This window comes from Roseburia sp. AM23-20 (genome assembly GCF_003470905.1).
Taxonomy (GTDB): domain Bacteria; phylum Bacillota; class Clostridia; order Lachnospirales; family Lachnospiraceae; genus Roseburia; species Roseburia rectibacter.
Genome location: NZ_QRHS01000016.1, coordinates 1 through 26,931, shown reverse-complemented (window position 1 = coordinate 26,931; position 26,931 = coordinate 1). Strand labels below are relative to the sequence as shown.

At 42.1% G+C, this 26,931-nt stretch carries 27 protein-coding genes and 1 other annotated feature; of the genes, 23 read left to right on the top strand and 4 right to left on the bottom strand.

Features of this window, described 5'->3' with window-relative positions:
* Positions 1-54 precede the first annotated feature (54 nt).
* From DW650_RS12520 to DW650_RS12470, 10 genes are all read left to right on the top strand, one after another.
* Complete coding sequence (locus tag DW650_RS12520) at positions 55-1,803, top strand: acetyl-CoA carboxylase carboxyltransferase subunit alpha (RefSeq protein WP_118210104.1); 1,749 nt, start codon at positions 55-57, stop codon at positions 1,801-1,803.
* A 70-nt stretch (positions 1,804-1,873) separates the two neighbouring features.
* Positions 1,874-2,878: a beta-ketoacyl-ACP synthase III gene (locus DW650_RS12515; RefSeq protein ID WP_118210103.1), complete on the top strand. Its 1,005-nt coding sequence runs from the start codon at positions 1,874-1,876 to the stop codon at positions 2,876-2,878.
* Positions 2,879-2,958: 80 nt separating this feature from the next.
* Positions 2,959-3,414, top strand: coding sequence for a MarR family winged helix-turn-helix transcriptional regulator (locus DW650_RS12510; protein WP_118210102.1), 456 nt, complete (start codon positions 2,959-2,961; stop codon positions 3,412-3,414).
* Between the two features lie 304 nt (positions 3,415-3,718).
* Entirely contained in the window at positions 3,719-4,672 is a 954-nt protein-coding gene (locus DW650_RS12500) for an L-lactate dehydrogenase (protein WP_044998470.1), read from the top strand.
* A gap of 56 nt (positions 4,673-4,728) precedes the next feature.
* On the top strand, positions 4,729-5,511 hold the full coding sequence (locus DW650_RS12495) for a hypothetical protein (RefSeq protein ID WP_118210101.1): 783 nt from the start codon (positions 4,729-4,731) through the stop codon (positions 5,509-5,511).
* A 64-nt stretch (positions 5,512-5,575) separates the two neighbouring features.
* On the top strand, positions 5,576-5,839 hold the full coding sequence (locus DW650_RS12490) for a DUF4321 domain-containing protein (protein ID WP_118210100.1): 264 nt from the start codon (positions 5,576-5,578) through the stop codon (positions 5,837-5,839).
* A gap of 117 nt (positions 5,840-5,956) precedes the next feature.
* Positions 5,957-7,495 (top strand): CAP domain-containing protein, encoded by a 1,539-nt coding sequence (locus DW650_RS12485; protein ID WP_243102954.1) that lies wholly within the window; start codon positions 5,957-5,959, stop codon positions 7,493-7,495.
* Between the two features lie 255 nt (positions 7,496-7,750).
* Positions 7,751-9,109: an NADP-specific glutamate dehydrogenase gene (gdhA, locus tag DW650_RS12480; protein WP_118210099.1), complete on the top strand. Its 1,359-nt coding sequence runs from the start codon at positions 7,751-7,753 to the stop codon at positions 9,107-9,109.
* Between the two features lie 349 nt (positions 9,110-9,458).
* Positions 9,459-9,827 carry a PBECR4 domain-containing protein gene (locus DW650_RS12475; protein ID WP_015522467.1) on the top strand — a complete coding sequence of 123 codons (369 nt, stop codon included), beginning with the start codon at positions 9,459-9,461 and terminating at the stop codon, positions 9,825-9,827.
* A 93-nt stretch (positions 9,828-9,920) separates the two neighbouring features.
* Positions 9,921-10,331, top strand: a complete 411-nt coding sequence (locus tag DW650_RS12470) for a CBS domain-containing protein (protein WP_022112593.1) — start codon at positions 9,921-9,923, stop codon at positions 10,329-10,331.
* On the opposite strand, the gene DW650_RS12465 is transcribed toward DW650_RS12470, so the two are convergent.
* A complete protein-coding gene (locus DW650_RS12465) occupies positions 10,322-11,650 on the bottom strand; it encodes an MATE family efflux transporter (protein WP_022112594.1) in 1,329 nt (442 codons plus the stop codon). The two genes, DW650_RS12470 and DW650_RS12465, sit on opposite strands and share 10 nt — an antisense overlap.
* Before the next feature lie 136 nt (positions 11,651-11,786).
* On the opposite strand from DW650_RS12465, the gene DW650_RS12460 reads away from it, so the two are divergent.
* The 3 genes from DW650_RS12460 to DW650_RS12450 all read left to right on the top strand — a co-directional run bounded on the left by DW650_RS12460 (position 11,787) and on the right by DW650_RS12450 (position 13,827).
* Entirely contained in the window at positions 11,787-12,620 is an 834-nt protein-coding gene (locus DW650_RS12460) for a MerR family transcriptional regulator (protein ID WP_158576226.1), read from the top strand.
* A 321-nt stretch (positions 12,621-12,941) separates the two neighbouring features.
* Positions 12,942-13,424: a GerMN domain-containing protein gene (locus DW650_RS12455; protein WP_241070799.1), complete on the top strand. Its 483-nt coding sequence runs from the start codon at positions 12,942-12,944 to the stop codon at positions 13,422-13,424.
* A complete protein-coding gene (locus tag DW650_RS12450) occupies positions 13,411-13,827 on the top strand; it encodes a hypothetical protein (protein WP_006858881.1) in 417 nt (138 codons plus the stop codon). The genes DW650_RS12455 and DW650_RS12450 overlap by 14 nt, the downstream gene beginning before the upstream one ends.
* 57 nt (positions 13,828-13,884) lie before the next feature.
* Here the strand turns inward: DW650_RS12450 and DW650_RS12445 are convergent, their stop codons facing one another.
* Positions 13,885-15,555: a SulP family inorganic anion transporter gene (locus tag DW650_RS12445; protein ID WP_055195921.1), complete on the bottom strand. Its 1,671-nt coding sequence runs from the start codon at positions 15,553-15,555 to the stop codon at positions 13,885-13,887.
* Positions 15,556-15,789: 234 nt separating this feature from the next.
* On the opposite strand from DW650_RS12445, the gene DW650_RS12440 reads away from it, so the two are divergent.
* From DW650_RS12440 to DW650_RS12425, 4 genes are all read left to right on the top strand, one after another.
* The gene (locus tag DW650_RS12440) at positions 15,790-16,110 is read left to right on the top strand and encodes an MGMT family protein (protein ID WP_006858879.1); all 321 of its coding nucleotides are present in this window, start codon (positions 15,790-15,792) and stop codon (positions 16,108-16,110) included.
* Positions 16,111-16,255: 145 nt separating this feature from the next.
* Positions 16,256-16,687 (top strand): RrF2 family transcriptional regulator, encoded by a 432-nt coding sequence (locus DW650_RS12435; protein ID WP_015522474.1) that lies wholly within the window; start codon positions 16,256-16,258, stop codon positions 16,685-16,687.
* Positions 16,688-16,804: 117 nt separating this feature from the next.
* Complete coding sequence (locus DW650_RS12430; protein WP_118210096.1) at positions 16,805-17,350, top strand: DUF3877 family protein; 546 nt, start codon at positions 16,805-16,807, stop codon at positions 17,348-17,350.
* 89 nt (positions 17,351-17,439) lie between these two features.
* Positions 17,440-17,716: a binding site (T-box leader), on the top strand.
* Positions 17,717-17,864: 148 nt separating this feature from the next.
* The gene (locus DW650_RS12425; RefSeq protein ID WP_118210095.1) at positions 17,865-19,871 is read left to right on the top strand and encodes a 2-isopropylmalate synthase; all 2,007 of its coding nucleotides are present in this window, start codon (positions 17,865-17,867) and stop codon (positions 19,869-19,871) included.
* Between the two features lie 99 nt (positions 19,872-19,970).
* Here DW650_RS12425 and DW650_RS12420 read toward each other — a convergent pair whose 3' ends face one another.
* Positions 19,971-20,330 (bottom strand): metal-dependent transcriptional regulator, encoded by a 360-nt coding sequence (locus tag DW650_RS12420; protein WP_117922073.1) that lies wholly within the window; start codon positions 20,328-20,330, stop codon positions 19,971-19,973.
* Between the two features lie 238 nt (positions 20,331-20,568).
* Here DW650_RS12420 and DW650_RS12415 point away from each other — a divergent pair, with 238 nt between their 5' ends.
* The 4 genes from DW650_RS12415 (at position 20,569) to DW650_RS12400 (ending at position 23,727) form a co-directional block, all read left to right on the top strand.
* Positions 20,569-20,895, top strand: a complete 327-nt coding sequence (locus tag DW650_RS12415; protein WP_243006905.1) for a helix-turn-helix domain-containing protein — start codon at positions 20,569-20,571, stop codon at positions 20,893-20,895.
* 16 nt (positions 20,896-20,911) lie between these two features.
* A complete protein-coding gene (locus DW650_RS12410; protein WP_118210094.1) occupies positions 20,912-21,751 on the top strand; it encodes an AAA family ATPase in 840 nt (279 codons plus the stop codon).
* A complete protein-coding gene (locus DW650_RS12405; RefSeq protein WP_147403016.1) occupies positions 21,702-22,175 on the top strand; it encodes a hypothetical protein in 474 nt (157 codons plus the stop codon). Before DW650_RS12410 ends, DW650_RS12405 begins: the two co-directional genes overlap by 50 nt.
* A 283-nt stretch (positions 22,176-22,458) precedes the next feature.
* The gene (locus DW650_RS12400) at positions 22,459-23,727 is read left to right on the top strand and encodes an HlyC/CorC family transporter (protein ID WP_118210130.1); all 1,269 of its coding nucleotides are present in this window, start codon (positions 22,459-22,461) and stop codon (positions 23,725-23,727) included.
* Positions 23,728-23,740: 13 nt separating this feature from the next.
* On the opposite strand, the gene DW650_RS12395 is transcribed toward DW650_RS12400, so the two are convergent.
* Positions 23,741-24,766, bottom strand: coding sequence for a hypothetical protein (locus DW650_RS12395; RefSeq protein ID WP_243102953.1), 1,026 nt, complete (start codon positions 24,764-24,766; stop codon positions 23,741-23,743).
* A 357-nt stretch (positions 24,767-25,123) separates the two neighbouring features.
* Between DW650_RS12395 and nifS the strand changes: the two genes are divergently transcribed.
* The gene (gene nifS / locus DW650_RS12390) at positions 25,124-26,308 is read left to right on the top strand and encodes a cysteine desulfurase NifS (RefSeq protein ID WP_118210092.1); all 1,185 of its coding nucleotides are present in this window, start codon (positions 25,124-25,126) and stop codon (positions 26,306-26,308) included.
* 129 nt (positions 26,309-26,437) lie between these two features.
* Positions 26,438-26,875, top strand: coding sequence for a Fe-S cluster assembly scaffold protein NifU (nifU, locus tag DW650_RS12385; protein ID WP_118210091.1), 438 nt, complete (start codon positions 26,438-26,440; stop codon positions 26,873-26,875).
* Positions 26,876-26,931 lie beyond the last annotated feature (56 nt).

The following is a 26,931-nucleotide window of genomic DNA, read 5'->3' as shown; positions in this document are numbered from 1 at the left end:
TCTGGAACAGCATAGGTTTGATAAATCACTGTAAACAGGCAAAAAGGGGAAACTATGGCAGCATTTTTTTGGAAAAAGAATAAAGAAGTAACAGAGACAGTGGAAGAACCACAGAAAACGGCAGAGGCAGCAAAAAAAGACGCAGAGACAGTTAATACAGAGCCGCCGGCAACGATCGTCTGTCCGGCTTGTGGCAGAGAGATCAATAAGAAAACTGCGGAAAAAAATAAATATGTCTGTTATGAGTGCGGCAATTATTTCCGCGTCCGTACCAAAAACAGGATCCGCATGGTTGCGGATAAGGATACCTTTGAGCCGTGGTTTGAGGAATTGGAGTCAAAAAATCCGCTTGATTTTCCGGGATATCCGGAGAAGATCAAAGCCGCACAGGAAAAGACAGGACTGCATGAGGCAGTCACAGTCGGAAAATGCAGGATCTATGGACTTGAGACGGTGATCGGCGTGTGTGATGCCCGGTTTATGATGAGCAGTATGGGGCATGTTGTGGGAGAAAAAATCGCACTTGCGGTGGAGCGTGCGACAGAACTTTCTCTTCCGGTTATTTTATTCTGTTGTTCCGGTGGTGCAAGAATGCAGGAGGGAATCGTTTCCCTGATGCAGATGGCAAAGACAGCAGCTGCTTTAAAGAAACATTCCGAGGCAGGACTTTTATATGTGCCGGTGTTAACCGATCCTACGACCGGAGGTGTGACGGCAAGTTTTGCAATGTTAGGAGATATCATCCTTGCAGAACCGGGAGCATTGATCGGATTTGCAGGGCCGCGTGTCATCGAGCAGACGATCGGAGAGAAACTGCCGGAGGGATTCCAGAGAGCGCAGTTTCAGTTAGAGCATGGTTTTGTGGATGCGATCGTGGAGCGTAAAGATTTAAAAATGACACTTTACCGCATTTTAAAGATGCATCAGAAAACGGAAGGATATGCAAACTTTGATCCGCTGCGCAGCGATGACTGTTACGAGCCGACAGAGGTCATGAAAGAGCGCGCCACAAAGGCACAGCCTCTTTCCGCATGGGAAAAAGTGCGTGCGGCAAGACGTGCAGACCGGCTTGCATCGGTGGATTATATCGACAATATTTTTGACGACTTCATGGAATTTCACGGAGACAGACAGTTCGCGGATGATCCTGCGATTGTGGGCGGTGTTGCCTACCTTGACGGCCAGCCGGTCACTGTGATCGGTATTCATAAAGGAAAAGATTTAAAAGACTGCATGCGTCACAATTACGGAATGCCGTCACCGGAAGGTTACAGAAAAGCACTGCGTCTGATGAAACAGGCAGAAAAATTCAACCGTCCGATCATCACATTTGTGAACACATCCGGTGCATTCTGCGGAAAAGAAGCGGAAGAACGCGGACAGGGTGAAGCAATCGCAAGAAATCTCTATGAGATGTCAGCCATCAAAGTTCCGATCCTCTGTCTGATGATCGGAGAAGGCGGAAGCGGCGGTGCGCTTGCACTGTCGGTCGGCAATGAAGTCTGGATGCTTGAAAATGCAACGTATTCGGTACTTTCGCCGGAAGGATTTGCATCGATCCTCTGGAAAGATGGAAAACGTGCAAAAGAAGCCAGCGAGGTCATGAAGATCACGGCGCATGATCTGTATGCGTTAAATATTGTGGAGCAGGTAATCCCGGAGTATGGCACGGCAGACGAAAAAGCATGTGAGTCAATCTCAAGATATATGAAAGGCCATATGAAAGAATTTTTAGAGCGTCAGAATGGCAAGACAGGAGAGCAGCTTGCCGAGGAGCGCTATGCGAGATTCCGTGCGTTCTGATAAAAAGGTTACTGGATTATTTTACAGAGGGCAGATGGAAATAAAATAAACTCTGGAATGAGGAAAAAGTATGAAAATCAAAATCAAGGGAACCGGAAGTGCGGTTCCAAAACTTCGGGTGACAAACGATGATTTAAGTAAACTGATGGACACCTCTGACGAGTGGATCAGAAGCCGTACCGGAATCGGTGCAAGACATCTTGCGGTGGAGGAGACGACGACAGGGCTTGCTGTCGCAGCAGCAAAGGAAGCGTTAAAAGATGCGGAAGTGACTGCGGAGGAACTTGATCTTATCATTGCAGCAACGGTTACGGCGGATAAGTTTCTGCCGAACTTATCCTGTGAAGTGCAGAGTGCGCTTGGAGCAAAAAATGCATTTGCATTTGATTTAAACGCTGCCTGCTCCGGATTTTTGTTTGCGTTAAATACGGTTCAGATGTATCTGGAAAATGGTGTATACAAAAATGCATTGGTCATTGGAGCGGAAACTCTTTCAAAGATCATGGACTGGAATGACAGAAGCACCTGTGTATTGTTTGGGGACGGTGCAGGGGCGGCGGTCGTTGAGGTGGATTCCGAAACAAATTGTAAAGCAAAGCAGCCGGGTGCAGCAAACAAAAGCGGCATTCTAAGCATGGTACAGGGTTCCGACGGCGCGCGGGGGGAAGTCCTCCGCTGTGATAACCGTCCGGTCAATAATCCGTTTGCGGTCAACGATACGAAACTTTCCTATGTGTCGATGAATGGTCAGGAAGTATATAAATTTGCAGTCAAAACGGTGCCAAAGGTGATAGAAGAGGCAGTGAAAAAAGCGGGACTTGAAGTGGAGGATATTGATCTGTTCGTACTTCATCAGGCAAATCTGCGCATTATTGAGTCTGTTGCAAAAAGACTGCATCAGCCGATGGAAAAGTTTCCTACCAATCTGGAAGAGTGCGGCAATATTTCCGCGGCGAGCGTGCCGATTTTGCTTGATAATATCAATAAACGTGGTATGATATGTGAAGGTAAAAAAATAGTTTTGGCAGGATTTGGAGCCGGGCTGACATGGGGCGCGACGGTTTTGGTATGGTAAAGGCAGCAGCAAACAGACTGGCTGCAGTTTACATATATGTGAAAGGCAATCTGTACTGCCATGAATAGGAGTATATTTGAATGACGGCAGATGAAACATTAAATGAATTATTGGTAAAATTGTTTAAAGACATTATGGAGATCGAGGGGAAATCGCTGCTCACGGATGAATTTAAGGATCTTACCTATAATGATTTTCATGTAATAGAAGCGATTGGAATGTCAGAGCCAAAGAGCATGAGCACGGTGGCAAAGCTGATGAACGTTACGACCGGAACGCTGACAAAGGCGATGGACGGTCTGACCGATAAGGGATATGTTGTCAGGGAGCGCAGCAAGCAGGATAAGCGTGTTGTCTGGGTATGCCTGACCGAAAAAGGAAAGGCAGCTTATCTGCATCATGAAGAGTTTCATCACCGTATGATCGACCACATTAAGGGAGAACTTAACACACAGGAGACAACGGTACTGATCTATTCACTGGCAAAACTGGTGGATTTTTTCCAGCAGGTATACGGGGAGAATGAAGAATCGTAGAGGGTTTGGACAAAGTTATGGATATTATATAGATATTTGTGGATGTTTTTCGGAAACGGGAGGCATCCTTTTTCTTTATAGAAGAATGCCAGGGCAGATAGTGCTTTTCAATTTTCTGATAACACAGTCATGATATATTTTCTCAAATAAATGTTGTAATTACAACATACAATCTGACCGAAATAAATTAATATGATACCAGAGACAAGGACATCAGTGTGAAAAATAAGATTTTTCACACGCAGGATTTGTGCTTGCGCACAAACTTAAGATGCGCAAAAGCAGCGCAAGAATGGAGGTTTTCATGAAACAGTTAGAATTAAACAACAGAAAAGTGGCAGTGATCGGATGCGGATTTGTAGGAGCGACATCAGCGTTTGGACTGATGCAGAGCGGATTGTTTTCCGAGATGGTTTTGATTGATGCAAATACAGAGAAAGCGGAAGGGGAGGCGATGGATATTTCCCATGGAATCCCGTTTGCAAGACCGATGAAAATTTATGCGGGCGGTTATGACGATATCATGGATGCGGCAATCATCGTTGTGACAGCCGGTGCAAACCAGAAACCGGGCGAGACGAGGCTGGATCTGGTACAGAAAAATGTTGGCATTTTTAAGAGCATCATCCCGGAGATCGCAAAGAGAGATTATCAGGGAATCCTGCTTATCGTATCAAACCCGGTCGACATTCTTACATACACCGCACACAAGCTGAGCGGAATGCCGGAAAACCGCGTGATCGGTTCCGGTACGGTGCTTGACACGGCACGTTTAAAATATGAGCTGGGAGAGCATCTTGGTGTGGACAGCCGGAGCGTGCATGCATTTATCATCGGGGAGCATGGTGACAGTGAGATCGCTGCATGGAGCAGTGCAAATGTATCGGGAATCCCGCTAAATACATTCTGCGAGATGCGCGGACATTTCAATCATGATGACTCGATGGAACGCATTGCTGCAAATGTGCGCAACAGTGCCTATGAGATCATTGCAAAGAAAAATGCAACTTATTATGGAATTGCGATGTCTGTAAAGAGGATCTGCGAGGCAATCGTGCGCGATGAAAAATCGATCCTTCCGGTTTCCGGTATGATCCATGGAATGTATGGTGTGGAGGATGTTGTCTTAAGTATGCCGGCGATCGTTGGAAAAAACGGAATTGAGAGACAGGTTCCGATTTCTTTAGATGAGGATGAGCAGAAACAGCTCCGGAAATCAGCGCAGATCTTAAAAGAGATGGCAGAACAGGTTTTGTAATTGCCTGCAAAGCGAGCAGGCTGTTATCAAATAAATATCATCATGGGAGGAAAGTTATGATAAGAGAAAAAAAGAGCTGGTTGACAGGAATTTTAGTATTTGCACTGTTGTGTACATTACTTTTGGTGGTACCACAGGAGCATGCAATGGCAGCATCAAAAAAAGTGCCTGCATTTGACAAGACAAAGCAGATTGTTTTTGTAGGGGACGAGGATAGCTATGTGGATTCGATCAAATTTGTTAATGTTTCATCAAAAGCAAAGGTGACAAATATTAAATTTTCAAATCCGTCGGTGCTTGAGTATGCCGGTATGCATAATGTTAATCAGGGAATTGACTGCAGACCATTAAAAGCCGGAAAATGCAAGATAAGCTGTAAAGTAAAGCAGGGTGGAAAAACTTATACATTATCCAAAAATATAACAGTAAAAAAAGCAGATCCGTTTTCTTATGTCAAATTAAATGGGAAAAATGTATATAAGGGCGGCACAGCCAAGATTTGCAGCTATTTCTCAGATAAATTCAAGGTAAAAGTAAGTTATAAATTGAAAAAGGGATGGAAATTGAAAAAAATGTTCAGTAATGATCATTATCGGGATTCCAAAACTTTAAGGTATACGATGACCAAGGATAAAAAAATGAAAAATGGAGATTCTGTAAAGATCCAGAAGGAGTACACGTCTGTGAAAATTGATGCGGAAAATTCAAAGGGAGAGGTATATCGTTACTTAATTATTCTTACGCGTAAATCCGGAAAAGCTGGCATGAAAGCAGCGCCAGGTGCGCAGTCAGATCCGGAGATTGATATTACAGAGCTTGGACAGGTATATGATTATTAGTTGTTTGCAGCCGGCTTCCGTGATAAAATAGAGGGCATATTACGAAGGAAAACGGAGGAACGGTATGAGCAGAGGAATTGCGGGAAAAAATAACTGGGCATTGTTTTTACTTTTGCTGGCAGGGATCGTACTTGGAGGTTTTATCGGGAGCCTTGCGGCGGGAGTGCCGTTTTTAAGCTGGCTTAATTATGGACAGACATTTGGATTTGCAAATCCAATCGTGCTGGATCTTGGAATCCTGATCATTACATTCGGACTCAGTATCAAGATTACGATCGCAAGCATTATTGGTGTATTAATCGCAATTATTATTTATCGGTTTTTATAAAAAATAAAAGTTTAAAATGCAGGTGCAGATGGGGCGCCTGCATTTTTTAATGCCAGATGATTGTTCATCAAAACGGACTGTGTTATAGTAAAAAAATATCACAAGGGGGGAATTCGGGTGAAAAAATTATTATTAAAGAATGCAGTGATGCTGGCAATCGTTATATTCTGCATTGGTTCCGTCAACTGTTATGCAGCCACCAGTACGGGGATCAATGTCAATTATCACAGCCAGAAGGAAATTAAGGATTACCTGAAAAGTAAAAAGGTAAATATTGACGCAGAGACGACCTACAGTAAGAAGGCATCGGATGTAAAGCCGTATCAGGCGGGTACGATCAGTGAGAGCAGTCAGAAATCAGCATTAAATACCATGAATGCGATCCGTTATATTGCAGGAATTGATGCAGTGGGGCTTGATTCTTCTTATACCAAAATGGAACAGGCGGCAGCTTTGGTTAACTCAGCAAATGGAACCTTATCACATTTTCCATCAAAACCGGCAGGAATGGACGACAGCCTTTATAAACTGGGGGCATCCGGTGCATCCAGTGGCAATCTTTCCTATGCAAGCTGGAAATGCGGACTCGGGTATCATCTGGTAAAAGCATGGATGAATGATGGTGATGATTACAATATAGACCGCGTCGGACACAGAAGATGGATTTTAAATCCGCCGATGGAAAAAACAGGATTTGGCTGGGTATATGGATCACATGGAACTTATGCGGCGATGTATGCATTTGACAACTGGTATGAACCGACGGATTATTATGGTGTGGCATGGCCGGCCCAGAATATGCCGGTAGAGTTTTTTGGCAGCAGTTATCCATGGAGCATCAGCATGGGGAAAGATGTGGACAAATTTGCTGTGAAAGTGACTCTCATAAGGCAGTCGGATCAGAAAAAATGGGCTTTTTCAGAAAAGAAAGCCGATGGCTATTTTAACGTGGAAAACAGTAATTATGGACAGAAAGGATGTATTATTTTCCGTCCGGAAAATCTGAGTTATCAGCCGGGAGATACATTTGAGGTAAAAATTACAGGACTTGACCAGAAAGTATCTTATACAGTGAATTTCTTTTCTGTAAACAGTTCAGCGGAGTCAGATGAAAAGCAGAAAGAATCGAAGATCACGGCGAAAAACATCACAAAAACCTTCAGCACCACAACATTTTCCATCAATGCGAAAACGAATGGAAAAGGGAAGATGACGTATAAGGTTGCGGACGAAAAAATCGCCACCGTAAGTAAAAACGGGGTAGTTACACTTAAAAATTACGGAGAAACAAAAATTAAGATCCGTGTAGCTGCAAGTGGTAATTATAAGGCGGCTGAAAAGACGATCGCGCTGACGGTAAAGCCGGTAAAAGCAAAAACGGGTTCGCTGAAATCGACTGCAAAGGGCAGTTTTGCGTTAAAGTGGAAACAGGATAAGAAGGCGACCGGCTATATCATACAATATTCTACCGATAAACGTTTTGAGAAGAATGTGAAAAGCACAACAGTTTCAAGTAACAGGACGACATCGAAGAAGATTGGAAAGCTGAAAGCCGGTAAAAAATATTATGTCAGAATCTGTTCCTATAAAAAATCCGGTGGAAAGAATATAAAAGGCGCTTACAGTGACGTAAAAACCGTAATAACAAAAAAATAGACAAGAAAACGATACTTAGATGATATAAAATTTTTTGTGGAAAATGAATAATTGAACCTGGAATCCTGCAAAAAATGGCTTGTTACACTGTGAAACTTTAATAATTTAGTGAAATAAAGAAAAAAATATTGCACATGGATTCATTTTATAATAAAATAAGTGTGTCAAAACGAAACCAGCGGGAGAACCGTTAGGATCATGCAGTGTAAATGGCATTGTATGGAGTATATACTATAAGTAAGGAGAGATTGTAAAATGGGATACGTTGATGAAGTACTCGAAGTAGTAAAGAAAAAAAATGCAGATCAGCCTGAATTTTTACAGGCAGTAACAGAGGTTCTTGATTCCTTAAGACCTGTTATTGATGCAAACGAAGAGTTATACAGAAAGAATGCAATCTTAGAGAGAATTACAGAGCCGGATCGTCAGATCATGTTCCGCGTTCCGTGGGTAGATGACAATGGACAGGTTCAGGTAAACAGAGGATTCCGTGTACAGTTCAACAATGCAATTGGACCGTACAAGGGAGGTTTAAGACTTCATCCATCTGTAAACCTTGGTATTATCAAATTCTTAGGTTTTGAGCAGATTTTCAAAAACTCACTTACAACACTTCCAATCGGTGGTGGTAAAGGTGGTTCTGATTTCGATCCTAAGGGCAAATCAGACAGAGAGATCATGGCATTCTGCCAGAGCTTTATGACAGAGCTTTCAAAATACATCGGTGCAGACGTCGACGTACCAGCCGGAGATATCGGAACAGGTGCAAGAGAGATCGGTTTCATGTTCGGACAGTATAAGAGAATCCGTGGTTCCTTCGAAGGTGTTCTTACAGGAAAAGGACTTACTTACGGTGGATCACTTGCCCGTACACAGGCTACAGGATATGGTCTGTTATACCTGACAAACGCATTATGGAAAGATCACAGTATGAGCCTTGAAGGCAAGACAGCTGCAGTTTCCGGATCTGGTAACGTAGCTATCTACGCAATCGAGAAAGCACAGCAGTTAGGCGTTAAAGTTGTAACATGTTCTGATTCTACAGGCTGGATCTATGATCCGGAAGGAATCGATGTTGCATTATTAAAAGAAGTAAAAGAAGTAAAACGTGCACGTCTGACAGAGTACGCAGCTGCAAAATCATCTGCAGAGTATCATGCAAAAGAAAACGGTGAGCACGGTGTATGGCAGTACAAAGTAGATTTAGCTCTTCCATGTGCTACACAGAACGAGTTAGACCTTGAGGATGCTAAGATGTTAGTTGCAAACGGTGTTACTTCCGTAACAGAGGGTGCTAACATGCCTACAACACTGGAAGCTACCAAATACTTACAGGAGAAAGGTGTTCTCTTTGTAGGTGGTAAAGCTGCCAATGCCGGTGGTGTTGCTACATCTGCACTTGAGATGAGCCAGAACTCCGAGAGACTTTCCTGGACATTCGAAGAAGTTGATGGAAAACTCAAAGGAATCATGGAGACGATCTACGCTAACATTTCTGACGCTGCAAAGAGATACAATGCAACTGTTGGTGGACAGACTGACTATGTTGCCGGTGCAAATATTGCCGGATTTGAGAAGGTTGTAGACGCTATGTTAGCTCAGGGTGTTTGCTAATCAATTAGCAGATAAGTCCCGATTACAGCTAAATAACGATTGAAAAATGTCCCCGTATATTGCTGGAAACGGTAGTATACGGGGGTTTTATTTGTATTAGGGGTAGCTAGTGCAGATGTTGTAATTATGCACAAAATTTTCAGAAAAGAATTTGCTTTGTTTGACATAAAAAGACGGTGTTCATATAATAATAGTACCCAGACAGATAAATCTGTCTGGGTGCGCTGACACCTTAAAAATCTGACATTTTAGCCAGTTCGTAGGCTGGCAGACAACAGAAAATCAGCATTAAAAGAAAAGAGAAAAGGTTGTCCGAAAGGGCAGCCTTTTTCAAGTTAATGGGGTATGGATGGCAAAGTATGACAAGAAAGCAGCTTTAAAGATTATGATAGAAGCTGTAAAGCAATACGAAGAAAAACTGAATGATAAACAGTTTCTAATCATATATCGGGAAAGGAAAGATATAAAGACAGTAAATGTAGGATTTCGGGATATGAACTTTTTACATATGACTGGTGTGAAAACAAGATTGTCTGCACAACAATTTTATGCGGCTTGCCTGGAATCAAAACTTTCTGAGTATGATTTTGAAATTGATAATAAAGGAAAAGTGCAACAGAAATTAATGGTGTTACCATATCTGGCGAAGAACCAGAGTATGCATGAACTTAGGGTAAGTGATGAAATATTTGAAATGATTTTAGTGGATGAGGAATGAAAATAGTAAGGTTATAACTCCCTTGTTGTCCAACCCCCGAAATGGTAGTATAATCAAAACACACAAATCAATAAACAAATGGGGGCAACACATATGAACATTTTATTTTTTCTGACACCGAAGGAAGACGTAGCACATGTGGAAGAAACGGACACCATGCGTCAGGTGCTTGAGAAAATGGAACATCATGGTTATACAGCTATTCCGCTGCTTAGCGTGGAAGGAAAATATATCGGTACGATCACAGAAGGTGATTTACTATGGTTTTTAAAGGACCGCAATTTCCCGGATCTGAAACTGCTTGAGGATATGCCGATCACGTCGATTGAGCGTAGAAGGGATAATCAGGCGGTAAAGATCGATGAATCCATGGAGAATCTGTTTGACAAGGTAATGAACCAGAACTTCGTTCCTGTTGTAGATGATAAAAGGGTATTTATCGGAATCGTAACCAGAAAAGATGTTCTGGCATACCTTGGAAAGAAAGCGGCTGCTCAGGCGTAATGATAAACCGTCCGTTTGCGGCGCTGATAAAAAATCGATAAAAACAGTGTCACAAACTCTGCCACCGGGATTGCGAGCCACACACCGGTCACATCCCAAATGACTGGCAGTGTGAGGAGTGACAGCAGGATAAAAACAAAGGTTCTTGTAAAGGATATGATTGCCGAGGTTTTACCGTCTGAGAGTGCCGTAAAGAGAGCGGATGAAAAAATGTTATAACCGCTGAACAAAAAGGTCACACAGAATACCGAAAAACCGCTGACGGCAAGGTCATAAGTCGCTGTTTTTCCACCCACAAACAAAAGTACGATCGGCTCGGAGAGCAGGTTACAGCAAATAGTAATTATAATAGAAGAAACGATCACGAAGCGTCTGCAGATTTTGCAGACGCTTTTCAGTCCGCCTGTATTTTTTGCACCGTAATTGTAACTGATCACAGGTGCAACACCCATGGAAAATCCAAGAAAAAGAGCATTAAATAAAAATTGGGAATAAAGCAGTATCGTGATTGCGGCAACACCGTTTTCGCCGGCAAGGCGCAGCATGATTTTGTTAAATGCATAAGTAATCACAGCGTTTGCAATATTCGTTACCATCTCGGATGCACCGTTAAAACTTGCAGTAGAAAGGACACTTCCATGAAAATGAAATTTTGTAAAATAAAGATCTCCCCTGACAAAGAAAAAGTAGAAGAGTCCCACGACTGCAGGTATGAGCTGACCGATACCGGTGGCTAAGGCGGCTCCTTCAATGCCAAATCCAAGAGGAGATAAAAATACATAGTCCAACACGGCGTTTGCGATACCGGCACTGATGACTAACGTCATGCCAATGTGTGGTTTTCCCGCTGTCACGAAGAACGTCTGGAACAGGCTCTGCAGCATGCACGCCGGGGCAAATAAAACAACGGTAAAAAGATATGCCTTGCAGTTTGCAAGTAATGAATCATTTGCACCGAGAGCGCGGCAGATTGGCTCTAAAAATAAAATCGTCAGTATCAGGATGACAACACTCGCCACAACACCGGTAAACACGAGCATGGAAAAGTTATCTTTTGCTTCATCGTCTTTCCCTTCGCCCATTTTCTTTGCAACGACGGCGCTTCCTCCGGTTGCGAGCATGACGCCGATGGCGAGTACGATATTGATGACCGGATAGACGATATTGACTGCGGACAGCGCATTATCTCCAAGAAAGCGCGAGATAAAAATCCCGTCCGTGATTGTATAACAGGACATGAGTACCATCATGACCATGGATGGTAATGCGAATTTTAATAAAGTGACAGGTGTGAATTTCTGACCAATGGACTGTGCCATAATGGGTTCCTCCTTTGAAATATTTTTAAATGTTGTGTCAGCGCGGATGGAAATTGCGGTTTTGAGACACAAATGCTATCATAAACTATATTGTTACCATATAGTCAAGAACTTTTTTCGTGAGGGGAGATTAAAAGTGGACAAAAGTCAATATCTGACAACTGGTGAGCTTGCAAAGCTCATGCACGTCACCAAAAACACTTTATTTCATTATGATAAGATCGGCTTGTTTTCGCCGGAGATCGTGCTTGATAACGAGTACCGTTATTATTCGATCCATCAGATCGAAGTGCTCGAAGCGATCATTATGCTAAAGGAACTTGGTATGTCTTTAAAAGAGATCCAGACCTTTTTAAGTGACCGGACTCCGGAAAAATTATTGGAGCTGTTTGAAAAAGAGGAACAGATTCTGGCAGAAAAAATCCGGCTGTTAAAGGATCGCAGGCAGTGGATGGAAGAAAAAAGTAAAAAAATCAGGGCATATTTAGAGAAAGAAAAAGATGAAATATTTGTCTGTGAAAAACCGGGCAGATATTATCTGATGGATGCATTTTTAGACGTTTCGGAATCAGAATTTGCGGAGCGCACAGCGGAACTGATCAATTTTTATGAGAACAACAGCAAAAGCATCTGTTATGAGATTGGTTACATCCAGTATGCAAAAGATGTCAGGCGGCAGATCTATGCAAATTACAGCAACGTAATATTGCTGATGAAACATAAGCCGGGCGGCATGTCCTGCCATTTTATGCCTGCGGGGAAATATCTGACAACTTATTTTAAAGGGCACTGGAGAAACATCGGGGAGGCTTACCGGAAACTTCTTGCTTATGCAGATGAACATCAGATTACACTGGCGGAAGAGTTCCTGGAAGTTTACACGGTGGATCAGCTGATGGCGGAGACGGTGGAGGAGTATGTGACGGAGATATCGGTGCGCATCTGCGGGGGAGATATGGATGAACTGTGAAGACTGCTGTTTCACTTAATCATAGAGTGTTCGCAGAACGTGTATTTTATGGTTGGAAATATGGAAGATTTTCTTAATTTAGACGAAGGTTTAACAAAAACAAAATGAGATAAGATATAATAAGACTGCCGAGCGAAGCGAGTATAAGGCATATAGCATGAAAAACTATCTGTGTATGTCCATTATCACAAAAAAATCCTCAAAAAACGCGGATTTAAGGGAAAATTATGGGTATTTTCCGAGCAAAATTTTCATATATACCCAAAAGGTAAAAATGAATCGTGATTGAAAGGAAAAATGATGGAAAAGAGGAGGCAAAATATGAAACGAACAAGTGTAACACGGAAAATGGCATTGATTTTAGCAGCGATAGTTCTTATGACAGCATCAGGCTGTGGCAGGCGGGAAAATGCTGATAAAGAAGACAATAATATTACCATATATAAAAGCAATGAAAATGCAGATGGTTTTGACACAGAAACGGTATCGCTCGATGCGCTTACGCCTGAAAATATCATGGCTGCGCTGATCGATGCCGGTGTGGTTCCGTCGGATGTGAAAGTGCTTGATTTTAAACAGGAAGAGGATACCATAACGCTTGATCTGTCGAAAACATTTGAGGAATATGTAAATCAGATGGGAACGGCAGGAGAGTACGCGACAGTTGGAAGCGTAGTCAATACTTATCTGGACGCCTATGATGCCAAGGCAGTGTCTCTTCTGGTGGAAGGAGGAACCTGGAGCACCGGGCATGCAGAGTATGAGACTCTGCAGGGGAGGTATACATACGATGCGCAGGAGTAAAATAACAGGTTTGCTGCTTATCATGGGAATGTTTTTGGCAGGATGTGGAGCAAATAGCGGATCCGCCGGTATAGAGGAAGATGCCGTGATGCAGGAGCTGTATGATCGAAGTGAGATTGCAAGAGGATACACAGATCCAATTTTTCAGGAGTATTTAGATCAATATGATTCGGATTGTGAGATCAAAGAGACGTCGTTTGGTTTCGAACCTGCCGAAACACCGGCACAAGCGCAGTATTTTGTGGAATATCAGTACAGTAATGGTGTCAGCGACGATTTGAAATATTTTTATCAGGTTCAGGTGGATGACAATCACAACTGCATCGTTTTAAAAGAAGGGGAAGGTCAGGCAGAGATGGAAACATCGACAGAGGACGCGGAGATAGAATGGCTGACACAGTAAAAGGAAGTGTGCAGCCATCCTAATCCGATATATCATCATAAGAATAAATAAATTCTGTTATTTCGCAGCCTTATGACCGGAATCTGCGACCATATTTTCCGCATAATCGAGAGCTTCCACAATATTCGGAAGGAAATGTTCTTCCCCGATCAGCTCGATAAAGTGATCTTTTTTCATAACGGACATCGGCTGTTCGTTGACATGTGAGAAGATCAAAGTGATATGTTTTTTCTTCGCACGGGCAGCAAGGTCACGCAGGGAACGCATTGCACTCGCATCGATTGCCGGAACACTTCGCATACGGATAACGATGACTTTGGTTGACTTGTCACTGGTAATTGTAAGAATTTCATCGGCTGCGGCGAAAAACAGCGGTCCACTGATCTCAAATACACGGATTGAGTGTGGAATGTCGCGCATTTTCTCGGCTTCGCCAGGGGTCACATCCGGCTCATCTGCATATTTCCAGGCAGTGACATCGGCAGTTTCTGCCATACGTTTCATAAATAAAAGTGCGGCAAGTACGACACCGACTTCGATGGCAACGACAAGGTCAAAAAATACAGTCAGGAAAAATGTTGCAACAAGTACGATCATATCACTCTTTGGAGCAGTTTTGCACAGATGGAAAAAGGAAGTCCAGTCTGCCATGTTCCATGCAACGACTAAAAGCACTGCGGCTAATGTTGTCATAGGAATTAGGGAAGCAAGCGGCATTAAAACAACTAAAATAATGCTTAAAGTGATACAGTGTGTGATACCTGCGATCGGGGTACGTCCGCCGTTTCTTACGTTTGCAGCAGTACGGGCAATCGCTCCGGTAGCAGGGATTCCGCCAAACAGGCCGGAAAAAATATTTCCAAGTCCCTGACCGATCAGTTCGGCATTTGACTTGTGGGTGTCACCGATCATACCATCAGATACGACTGCGGAAAGCAGGGATTCAATACCGGCTAAAATCGCGATCGTAAATGCCGGGGAGATCAGTTCCTGTACCAGTTTATAGCTGAATGCCGGCATGTGGAAAGACGGAAATTCGGAGGAAAGTTCTCCGTAAACACTTCCGATCGTGTTGACCGGCAGTTTAGCAAAATAAACGATGGCAGTTGTCACGATAATTGCGATCAGGGATCCCGGCAGTTTGTCAGTTACTTTCGGCCACAGAATTAAAATCACAAGTGCAACGGCACCGATTGCGACGGTAACCGGATTGATGGTTGTGATATTTGCAGCATAGGCGCCAAGTTTTTCAATAAATTCAGAAGGAACAGCACCCATATCAAGTCCAAGAAAATCTTTGATCTGTCCGACAAACAGGGTGACTGCGATACCACAGGTAAAACCTGTCGTGATCGTATAAGGAATATATTTAATCAGGGAACCAAAATGGCAGAGACCCATAATACATAAAATGATACCTGCCATGATTGTTGCGACAATCAGTCCGTCTGTACCGTAAGTGGTCACGATGCCATAGATGATAACAACAAATGCGGCAGTTGGTCCGCCAATCTGTACACGGCTTCCTCCGAAAAAGGAAATAAAAAATCCGGCAACGATCGCAGTGTAGAGTCCCTGTACCGGACCGACACCGGAAGCGATCGCAAGTGCGATAGAAAGTGGAAGAGCAATGATCGCCACAATGATACCGGAAAGGATATCTTTGATGAGCTGCTCTTTTGTGTATCCCTTCATTACGTCAAATAGTTTTGGTCTTAGTTCGTTCATAGGTCTTTTGTACTCCAATTCTTTCCTAAGTATAAAAAGTATTAAAAATTTATAAAAACACAAATTAAAATTTTAGCATGTTCTTAACATGATTGCAAGGTGAATGGCGCAAAAAAGTAATCCATGGTATAATAAGACTGCCGAGCAGAGCGAGTGTAGATCACGATCATGAAGCCGGGCTTCATGATATAATAAGACTGCTGAGCGAATCATAGTCTATACTTAAGGAGCAGCATGGAACAGAAAAATTCCTACGAAAAAATATATGACATTGTAAAACAGATTCCACGCGGTACGGTTGCAACCTATGGACAGGTGGCAGCGCTTGCGGGCAACAAAAGGTGGGCCAGGGTGGTCGGCTATGCGCTGCATGTAAATCCGGATCCGGAGGGAATCCCGTGTTACCGGGTAGTAAACCGTGAGGGGAGAGTTTCGGAGGCCTTTGCATTTGGTGGCGAAAACAGGCAGATCGGACTTTTGGAAGCGGATGGCATAGAGGTAAAAGACGGATGTGTTGATCTCTCAAAATATCAGTGGCGCAAAGAGATATTTTAACGAATACTTTAATTCCTATTGACATGGTATGAATAGTCGGATATACTTCTAATACGATGATAAAAGAATCGTTTATTCATAAGTTTGCGGCTGCGCTGCATCCGCAAGCCTAAAATATGAAAAACAGCGCAGAAATGAGGAAAATATGAGAATATCAACAAAAGGAAGATATGCGTTACGCCTGATGCTGGATCTTGCACTGAATAATACCGGAGAGCCGATCAGTTTAAAGGATATTGCGAGACGTCAGGAAATTTCAGATAAATATTTAGAGCAGATTATTTCCGTTTTAAATAAGGCAAAATATGTAAAGAGCATTCGTGGTGCACAGGGAGGATACATTCTGACAAAAAGACCGGAAGAATATACCGTCGGAATGATATTACGCCTGACAGAGGGAAGCCTTGCACCGGTGGCATGCGTCGAGGATGAAGACACCTGTGATAAGATGAATGACTGTGCAACAGTTCTGGTGTGGAAAAAAATGAACGAGGCGATCAACCAGGTTGTTGACAGTATCACACTCGCAGATTTAGTGGACTACGAGAGACAGCGTGCCGGCGAGTATGTAATCTGAATTTTATGAGAAAATAAGAAGCGTGGGAATGGATTGATCCGACACAGTGGAAGTAAAATAATAAGCCGGAATTTATCGGTCTGACACAGTGGGAGTAAAATAATAAGGAAGAAAGAAATGGAAAAGGCAGTGGATTTTACGGGACTTGAAAAAAATATCATCGAGGTCATACAGGAAGAACAGATAAAACTTGGTTACCGGAGTGAACTGATCCGGTTATATTATCCGATTACCTCGCTGAACCGTTTCTTCCATACCGATGTAGCAGAAAAAGAGATGTCAGAACTGCTTGCAGAATTTTCAAAAAAGACGGTGCAGACACTTGGCGGGGTGGAAATCTCCAATAAAGGTGAGCGTTTCTGCATTGCAATTCCGCCGAGCGGTGTTGATTATGTGCATGAACACACGAACGGAAGTGAGTTCATTTCCAGTTTTATAGAAACAATCGGAAAACATGGCTGCACGATAGACGAGCTTTTACAGCAGTTTCACAGATATTCGGATCATGTACATGTAGAACGGACGACACACGGAGAATTTGATTATCTGGTTTACTTTGAGGATGGGGTGCCGGATGATTACCGTTACTGCATCGCGGATGAGGGCTGCCATCTGATCTATCATCGTTTTACACCGGAAGATTATGAAGATTTTCAGTTTTAAAATATAGAAGATTAAAATAAATCAATAAAATTGATAAAATCACACCTTGCGGAACTCGAAAAAGGTATGTTATTATGTAGAACAGAAAATGAAATGCAATGAAAAGGAATAGTAACAGCGGAATGGAAATCAGAGAACTGCCGGAAGGTGCGAGGCAGTCAGAGTGAAGTTGTGAACTCGCCTTGGAGCTGCCGGCTGAAGGAATCGGATGCATTATGAATGAGCAGATGATATTGGGTAGGCTTGGACGGATCGCCCGCCGTAAGAGGGAAAAGGCATGATAGTGCCGGATGAGTGCATGCATGACGATACAGGTCATTCATGAAACAGAGTGGTACCGCGTGAAGAAAATTTTGCGTCTCTGTATGACAAAACCACACAGGTTTTGCATACAGAGATTTTTTGTATCATGAGAAATTATTATGACATTTTTTCTTACACAAAAAGCTCTCCGGACAGAAAACAGAAAGTGACACACAGAAAATAGAATCATTGTTAAAACAGGATAAGGAGAATGAATATGAATTTTAATGTTGCAGAAAAATATGGAAAGGCATATTTTATGCCGCCGGAAGTTACATATGACTGGGTAAAGAAGGATGCGATCGAAAAACCGCCGATCTGGTGCAGCGTGGATCTGCGTGATGGTAATCAGGCTCTGATCGAGCCGATGAGCTTAGAGGAGAAGATCGAATTTTTCCAGATGCTTGTAGATATCGGATTTAAGGAAATCGAGGTTGGTTTCCCGGCAGCTTCAGAGACAGAGTATAATTTTATGCGTGCGTTGATCGAGCGTAACATGATCCCGGAAGATGTTACCGTACAGGTTTTAACACAGGCGCGTGAACATATCATCAAAAAAACATTTGAAGCAGTCAAAGGTGCACCGCATGCAGTGATCCATCTTTATAATTCCACCTCTGTTGCACAGAGAGAGCAGGTGTTTAAAAAGAGCAAGGAAGAAGTAAAGAAACTGGCAGTGGACGGAGCAATTCTGTTAAGAGATCTTGCAGCACAGACAGATGGAAGCTTTACATTTGAGTACAGTCCGGAAAGTTTCCCGGGAACAGAGGTTGATTACGCGGTGGAAGTCTGCAATGCAGTACTGGATGTCTGGAAACCGGATGCAGAGCATAAGGCGATCATCAATATCCCGACTACGGTACAGATCGCAATGCCGCATGTATTTGCATGTCAGATCGAGTATATCCATAAACACTTGAAATACAGAGACAACGTGATCTTAAGCGTACATCCGCACAACGACAGAGGCTGCGGTATCAGTGACGCTGAGTTTGGTGTGTTAGCAGGAGCTGACCGTGTAGAGGGTACTTTGTTTGGAAACGGAGAGCGTACCGGAAACGTGGATATCGTAACACTTGCAATGAACATGGTATGTCATGGTGTAGATCCGAAACTTGATTTTTCCAATATCGCAGCAATCCGTGAAAAATATGAGCGTTTTACCAGAATGAGAGTTTATGAACGTACTCCATATGCAGGAGATCTTGTATTTACCGCATTTTCCGGTTCCCATCAGGATGCGATCTCAAAAGGTATGGCATGGAGAGAAGCAGGAAAGAGCGGTGAACGCTGGGATGTTCCGTATCTGCCGATCGATCCGAAGGATGTTGGAAGAGAGTATGAGTCTGATGTTATCCGTATCAACAGCCAGTCCGGTAAGGGCGGGGTTGCGTTCGTATTAAAGCAGAACTTTGGTATGTCGCTGCCGGATAAGATGAAAGAAGAAGTTGGTTACCTGATCAAAGGTGTATCTGATCACAGACATGAGGAACTGACTCCGGATATGATCTATCAGATATTTAATGAACACTATATCAACATCAAAGATGTATTTGATGTGCCTGATTGTCACTTCGAGCAGAAAGATGGTATTGCTGCAAGTGTGACGATTGAACAGAACGGTGAGCGCAGAGTAATCGAGACAACCGGAAATGGACGTCTCGATGCAGTCAGCAATGCGATAAAGATGTATTTTGGCATCAGTTATGAGCTGGCAGCCTATCAGGAGCATGCGATTTCAGAGGGATCTTCCTCAAAGGCAGCAGCTTACGTGGAGATCATCTGCCAGGGAAAACATTTCTGGGGTGTTGGTGTGGATGAAGATATCATCAAGAGTTCTATTGCAGCACTGGTTTCTGCCACAAATAAGATGGCGAAAAGTGAAAATATCATTGAGGGCAGAGATGAGCGCATTATGGAGATCATGAATTACATTCAGAATAATTATGTGGATGTGACGATGGATGTACTTGCTGAAAAATTCGGACTCTCCAAACCGTATCTTTCCAAGTATATCAAGGAAAAGTCCGGTATGACATTCCAGGATGCGGTAAAAGCTGCGCGAATGAAAAAAGCAAGAAGACTTTTAAAAGAGTCAAATCAGACGGTGGAATCAATCGCAGCAAGCGTTGGATATGAGAATGTGGAACATTTTAACCGTTTGTTTAAAAAAGCGTATGAGATGACGCCGGTACAGTTCCGCAGACAATATAAATAGTGCGAAAAACAGCACAGAAATAAAAAAGTTATAAAAATAAGAGGTGCTCCCGGAAGTTGTTCCGGTGAGAACCTCTTATTTTTAGTACTATGTATCAATTTATTTGATATGTTTTTTGATCGCATCAAAACTTTCTTTACTGATGACATGTTCCATGCGGCATGCATCTTCGGCTGCGATCTTTGGATCAACACCGAGACGTGTCAGCCAGTCTGTTAAAAGTTCATGACGTTCATAGATCATTTCTGCAATTTCACGACCCGAATCGGTCAGATAAATATATCCTTCTTTGGTAACGGTGATATTATTTTTCTCGCGTAAGTTTTTCATTGCAACGCTGACACTTGATTTTTTAAAACCAAGCTCTTCAGCGATATCAACGGAACGTACGACCGGATTACGTTTGCTAAGGATCAGGATGGTCTCTAAATAGTTCTCAGATGATTCGTTAACCTGCATAAAAATACCTCTTTTCTGTCTATAGGATGATCCCCTGACAGGAAACGGAATCCTATCAGGGGAAATGTGCCCCGCTTAAAATATATTTATTATAGTATACCATAATTCGGAGCTGACAGCAAATTTTATTTGTATTTTCGGGGTATTGAAAGGTAAGTTTGAAATATGTCACGTATAACAATTTAATGGATATTTTTAACAATATATGTTGTACTTAACATATAAGGAGGCTGTTGTTATGAGTAACGAAGATATGAAGTCTATATTCGAACAGATCAACAACTTAAAAAAACCTGTTTCTGAATCGAGAGAAGAAATGATAGATAACTCACAGGATACTTTGCATGAAGTTCTGAGTGGAGTATCGGAGGAAATACAGAGAGTGCTGGATGAAAATAATTTTACACAGGAGGATTTGTGCCGTATTACGAATATGTCCCAATCTAATATTAGCAAAATACAAAATGGTAAAGTAGTTCCCAGAATAGAAACATTGCAAAAGATTGCATCGGCTACGCACACAAGACTGGTAATATGTTTTGAAGATATCGAGGGAGATGATTAAATAAAACAAAGAACAATTGGGCGTTGATATTTATGCGGACAGTAATAGTGGACCGCTTGAGTTTAAATTGAGAGGATATGAACGAACTATTTCCAGTGATGAAGCGCTTCAACAGTCAACGCGGTCGCCCCGCCAGATGGCACTGTATCGAAGGCAGTCAGCTTTTATCCCTGAAACAGCGAAATTATTTACAGGAAGCATTATTACCAAAATCGAAAATAAGCCAGTAGAAAAAGTTGTAAACGGCACTTCTTTGGACACTGGGATCACAGGATCTATGATAAAAAGAGAGGTTCATTATATCCCATCCTTTGGACATTTGCGTTATGATTTACTAAAGAATATTGTAGATAATACAGAATACAAGAAACTTGTCATTGATATTTTAAGACAGTTCGATGATTCGATTGCAGATATTTGTTATACAAAAGCAGATGATGGATCATATTTAGAGTCCATTATCACAAAGAATGGTGTAAATATGCCGTTTTCTGTTTATGGCGATGGTATTAAAAAAATATTATATATTCTTAATAAATTGGTTGATGCCGCAGACTCGATACTAATGATCGATGAAATAGAAACGGGGCTGCATAAAAAATATTACGATACATTGTTTCACGTTGTATTTGCACTTGCAAATAAACTGAACGTTCAATTATTCATAGCAACTCATAGTATTGAAGCTATTGATGCAATATTAAGATATGGTGATTATGAAAATAATCATGATATCAATGATCCAATTAAGGTTATTATATTAAAAAAAGTTGATTCAGATAAAGGCAGTAACATAGCTGCCCGGAATGTTACGGGTAAATATGTGTACGAAAACAGAAAAGTATTATGTGTATGAATGGAAATTCGAAAAAAGTAACAGACTTGGGATAGTCCCGCTTGATGAATATGAGCACATTGAGAGTCTTTCGAAAGATGGAAATCAGCTTGTCTTATGTGGGGTTGGCGGTAATGGTAAATTTGCGCATTTTGTGAAACAACATCGTGTAAATAATATGCTTATTGAGCAGGACATATCTTCATTAATGGTTGTCACAGACAGAGATGAAGATTCGGATGCAAAAATTGGAAGAATAATCAATAAAGCGAATAAGGCTGCAGTCGGAACTTTTTTCAGTATTCGAAATCACCAGAATGCGATGAGATCCTTTGGAACTTTTATTTCTAAAATTGACTGGTCAAAATCGGAATCTTTGAAAACGTTATTTTTACCGTTCATGTATCTGGGAGAGGAAAAACCGACTGAAAACAGGGAAAATTAAAAAATGGAAACTGGAAAAAAATTCCTTGCTATGTAAGAGGCATTTTGATATAATACATCTAAAACACAATTTATATGAAATTCGTGTGAAGGTAAAGTTATTCACATGCAGGAATGGAGAGTACTATGTCAGACAGTGCGGACGGGGACGCGGATCCTTACCCGAATCAGAATAACAGACTTATGATATCAATATATAAATATAAGAAAGCATAACTGCCGTCTGGAGAAGCAGACAGTTGCAGCTATGCTTTTTTGCGTGGAAAGAGAGGAATTATTTTTTTATGGGAAGTGACTCATTGTTTTTTATCATTATCGCGGTATGTCTTATCATGTCAGCTTATTTTTCGGCGACAGAGACAGCCTTTTTATCTCTGAACCGGATCCGCATGAAAAATATGGCGGACAAAGGAAATAAACGGGCAGCCCTGGTACTGGAACTGGAAGAAAAATATGACAATCTTTTGTCAACGATCCTGATCGGAAACAATATCGTAAATATTTTATCGTCCTCACTTGCAACAATCTTGTTTGTAAAGATACTTGGGGATGCAAAGGGAGCAAGTGTTTCAACGATCGTTACAACAGTGCTTGTCCTGATCTTTGGCGAAATTTCACCGAAAAGTATTGCAAAGGAATCGCCGGACAAATTTGCTCTGTTTTCTGCACCGATCATTTCAGTGCTGGTAAAAATCCTGACGCCGCTTAATTTTGTGTTTGCACAGTGGAAAAAACTGTTATCACATATCTTTAAATCAGAGGAAGAGACAGGAATCACAGAGGAAGAACTGCTTACGATTGTTGATGAGGCGCAGGCAGGCGGAGGTATCGGAGAGGATGAGCGTGTGCTGATCCGCAGTGCAATCGAATTTGATGAACTTGAAGCGGTGGATATTTATACACCACGGATTGATATTGTCGGAATTCCAGTGGATATGCCAAAAGATGAGATTGCAAAAATATTTGCGGATACGGGATATTCGAGACTTCCGGTTTATGAGGAAAATATTGACCAGATCATTGGTATTTTATATCAGAAAGATTTTTACAACTTTATTTACCACTCGGATGTGACAATTCGTGAGTCTGTGCGGCCGGTGATTTTTACAACAAAAAATAAAAAGATCGATGATCTTTTGCGGGAACTTCAGCAGAAAAAACTGCACATTGCGGTTGCGATGGATGAGTATGGCGGAACGGCAGGAATCATTACGTTAGAGGACATCTTAGAAGAACTTGTCGGCGAGATCTGGGATGAGCACGATAAGGTGGAAACTGAGATTGAGCGGATCAGTGACAATGAATATCTGGTCGCCGGAAAAACAAAAGTTGAGAAACTGTTTGAATGTCTGGACCGTGAGGCAGAATTTGACGTGCAGACGGTCAGTGGCTGGGTAATGGAACAGTTTGAATGTATTCCGAAAGCCGGAGATTTTCATGTGGATGAAGAATTTAAACTTGAGATAGAAGTGACTGAGATGTCCGGCAAGAGGATCGAACAGGTGCGTATCCGTGATCTGAGAGAACCGGAATCGGAAGAAGGAAAAGAATAAAAAAACTGGGGGATCAGAACCCCAGTTTTTTCAATTCCTCCGAAAATTCTGCAAGCAGCAGCTTACGTGAAAGGACAGCCGCATAAAATCCGTCAAGCGCCTGTTCGTAGATGTGCTGGTACTGTACAAAATGAAAACGGATCGTATCTTTCCAGTTATCTGCTGTAACCAGTCGATCTTCCTCAAGATGATAGTCAAAGAGGTTGCTGCGCAGTTCATAAAGTGCTGCGTAGCGGAAAGACTCCGACAACAGTGCAAGACAACTGTCATGATCCGGCAGTCTGGTAAGTCCGAGTGCACCAAAACGTTTCTGTATGGCAAAGCGGGAAGCAGATCCGTTTAAAATTCCAGGAATTTCTGTTGCGAGGAGTGTTTCTAAGTCTGTTTTGTAATAGCCGAGTGTCGCGGCAACGAGTGTATTGGAAAGCTCTGCAAAAAACGGCTGAAGCAGACAGTTTTTTGTTTCAAAATATTCGTCCATGAAATCGTAAAGTGCCGTATCGTCACCGGTGAACTGGTAGCTGTCGTGGTAAGCTGCACCAAATTGTGGGAGCAGACTGCCAAGGGCAGATGGATATCTTGTCAGGGCAAGATACAAAACAGCGTAAAATTCGGCTCCATTGCCGATCAGTGCATCCAGGCGGATACCTGCATCATCTAATGATACGGAGCCAAGCACCGGATATTTTGTTAAGATCAGGTCATCTATGATGGCAAGTTCATCGCCTAAAGCAAATTCGTCAAAGGCATTTTCTAAAATGCTGATCGCAGTATATAAGAAAAATACGTCAAAGCTGCCCTCTTTTAGTACCGGGCAGAAATAAGGATCTAAATCCAGATAATCATCGATCAGGGAAAAATCGAGAGTTTCGTCCATTGGAAACAGCGTATCTTTTAAATAAGCTGCAAGTGTATCATCTTCTTCTCCGGCAAAAGATAAAAAACGATACACAGTATAAGTTAAAATACGCTTTACCCCGTACTCCGGGTGCGCGTGCATATAATCCGGGATCAGTTCCGGTGAAAATAGCTGGTTCATAAAAATCCTCATTTCCTGCACCATTTTGTGCATCAAATAAATTCTGTTTGTAAAACCTTTCCTGAGTAAAATTATCTATTAAAATATAAAGATACCTGTTGCACTCAGCGCTTTATTATAGCATTATATAGGAAGGTTGTCACTCGCTTTAGTGGAAACAGATTGTTCTTGTTTTTGCACAAAAAATTGCAATTCCTATCTTGACAATAGGAATTGATGATGTATAATACTTATATCATATCAACAAACTAGGAAATAAAACGGGCTGATTATGGATACATACAGAATATATGGGTTTTGGCGAGTATGAGTACCGTATAAAATGGATAAGATAAGGACAAAGAAAGGAACGATATCATGGCAAAATTAATTTATTTAGATAATGCAGCAACCACACAGGTATATCAGGAAGTATTAGATGCAATGCTCCCATATTTTACAGAGCATTATGGCAACCCTTCCGCTATTTATTCTTTCGCAGGAGAGAGCAAAAAAGCAGTTGATGAGGCAAGAGCAAATGTTGCAGATCTGATCAATGCAAGACCGGAGGATATCTACTTTACCGGCGGCGGCAGTGAGTCAGACAACTGGGCATTAAAGGCAACTGCAGAGGCATATGAGTCAAAAGGAAAACATATCATCACAAGCAAGATCGAGCATCATGCGATCCTTCATACCTGCGCATACTTAGAGCAGAAAGGTTATGAAGTAACTTATCTGGATGTCGATGAAGACGGAAAGATCAGCCTTGAGGAATTAGAGAAAGCGATCCGCCCGGATACGATCCTGATATCCATTATGTCAGCAAATAATGAGATCGGAACAATCCAGCCGATCAAAGAGATCGGAAAGATCGCACATGATCATGGTGTATTATTCCACACAGATGCAGTTCAGGCATTCGGACATATCCCGATCGACGTGGAAGAGATGAACATTGATATGTTAAGTGCAAGTGGTCATAAGATCAACGGACCAAAGGGTATCGGTGTGATGTATATCCGCAAAGGTGTTAAGATCCGTTCCTTTATCCACGGCGGTGCACAGGAGAGAAAACGTCGTGCCGGTACACATAATGTTCCGGGTATCGTTGGAATCGGTACAGCTGCAAAACTTGCAAAAGAAAATATGGAAGAACGCAGTGCAAAAGAGATCGCATTAAGAGATCATCTGATCGAGCGTATATTAAAAGAAATTCCTTATACCAGATTAAACGGACACCGTACAGACCGTCTGCCGAACAATGCAAACTTCTGCTTCCGTTTCATCGAGGGAGAGTCCATGCTGATTCTCTTAGACCAGGCAGGAATCTGTGGTTCCAGTGGTTCTGCATGTACTTCGGGATCATTAGATCCATCCCATGTACTTCTTGCAATCGGTCTGCCGCATGAGATCGCACATGGTTCCCTGCGTCTGACTTTATCCGAGAAGAACACGATGGAAGAGATCGACTACACAGTAGATGAGTTAAAGAAGATCATTGAGCGTCTGCGCGGCATGTCCCCATTATATGAGGATTTTGTAAAAGAACAGAATAAATAAAATCAGAGCAGATCTGTAAGAGTAAAAAATTTAAATTTGCAAAATGAAAACAAATTGCAAGAGCAAAAAATGGATTTGTATAATTAAAAACAAATTGAGCGTAGAGAGATAAAGAAGGAGAAATCAGATATGTACAGTGAGAAAGTAATGGATCATTTTAATCATCCGAGAAACGTTGGAGAGATGGAGAATCCAAGCGGTGTTGGTACCGTTGGTAATGCAAAATGCGGAGATATCATGCGAATGTATCTTGATATTGATGATAATGGAATCATTAAAGAAGCAAAATTTAAAACTTTCGGATGCGGCGCAGCCGTTGCAACCAGCAGCATGGCAACTGAGCTTGTAAAAGGAAAAACAATCCAGGAAGCACTTGAAGTTACCAACAAAGCAGTTATGGAAGCATTAGACGGACTTCCACCAGTAAAAGTACACTGTTCCCTGCTTGCAGAGGAAGCAATCCATGCAGCACTCTGGGATTATGCAGAGAAGAATGGTATCAGGATCGAAGGCTTAGAGCGCCCGGTAAATGATATCAGTGAAAAAGAAGAGGAAGAAGAATACTAATCCTATATTATTCACGGCACAGCCGTGAAAGTGGCTGAAAACCACATAGTTTCTAT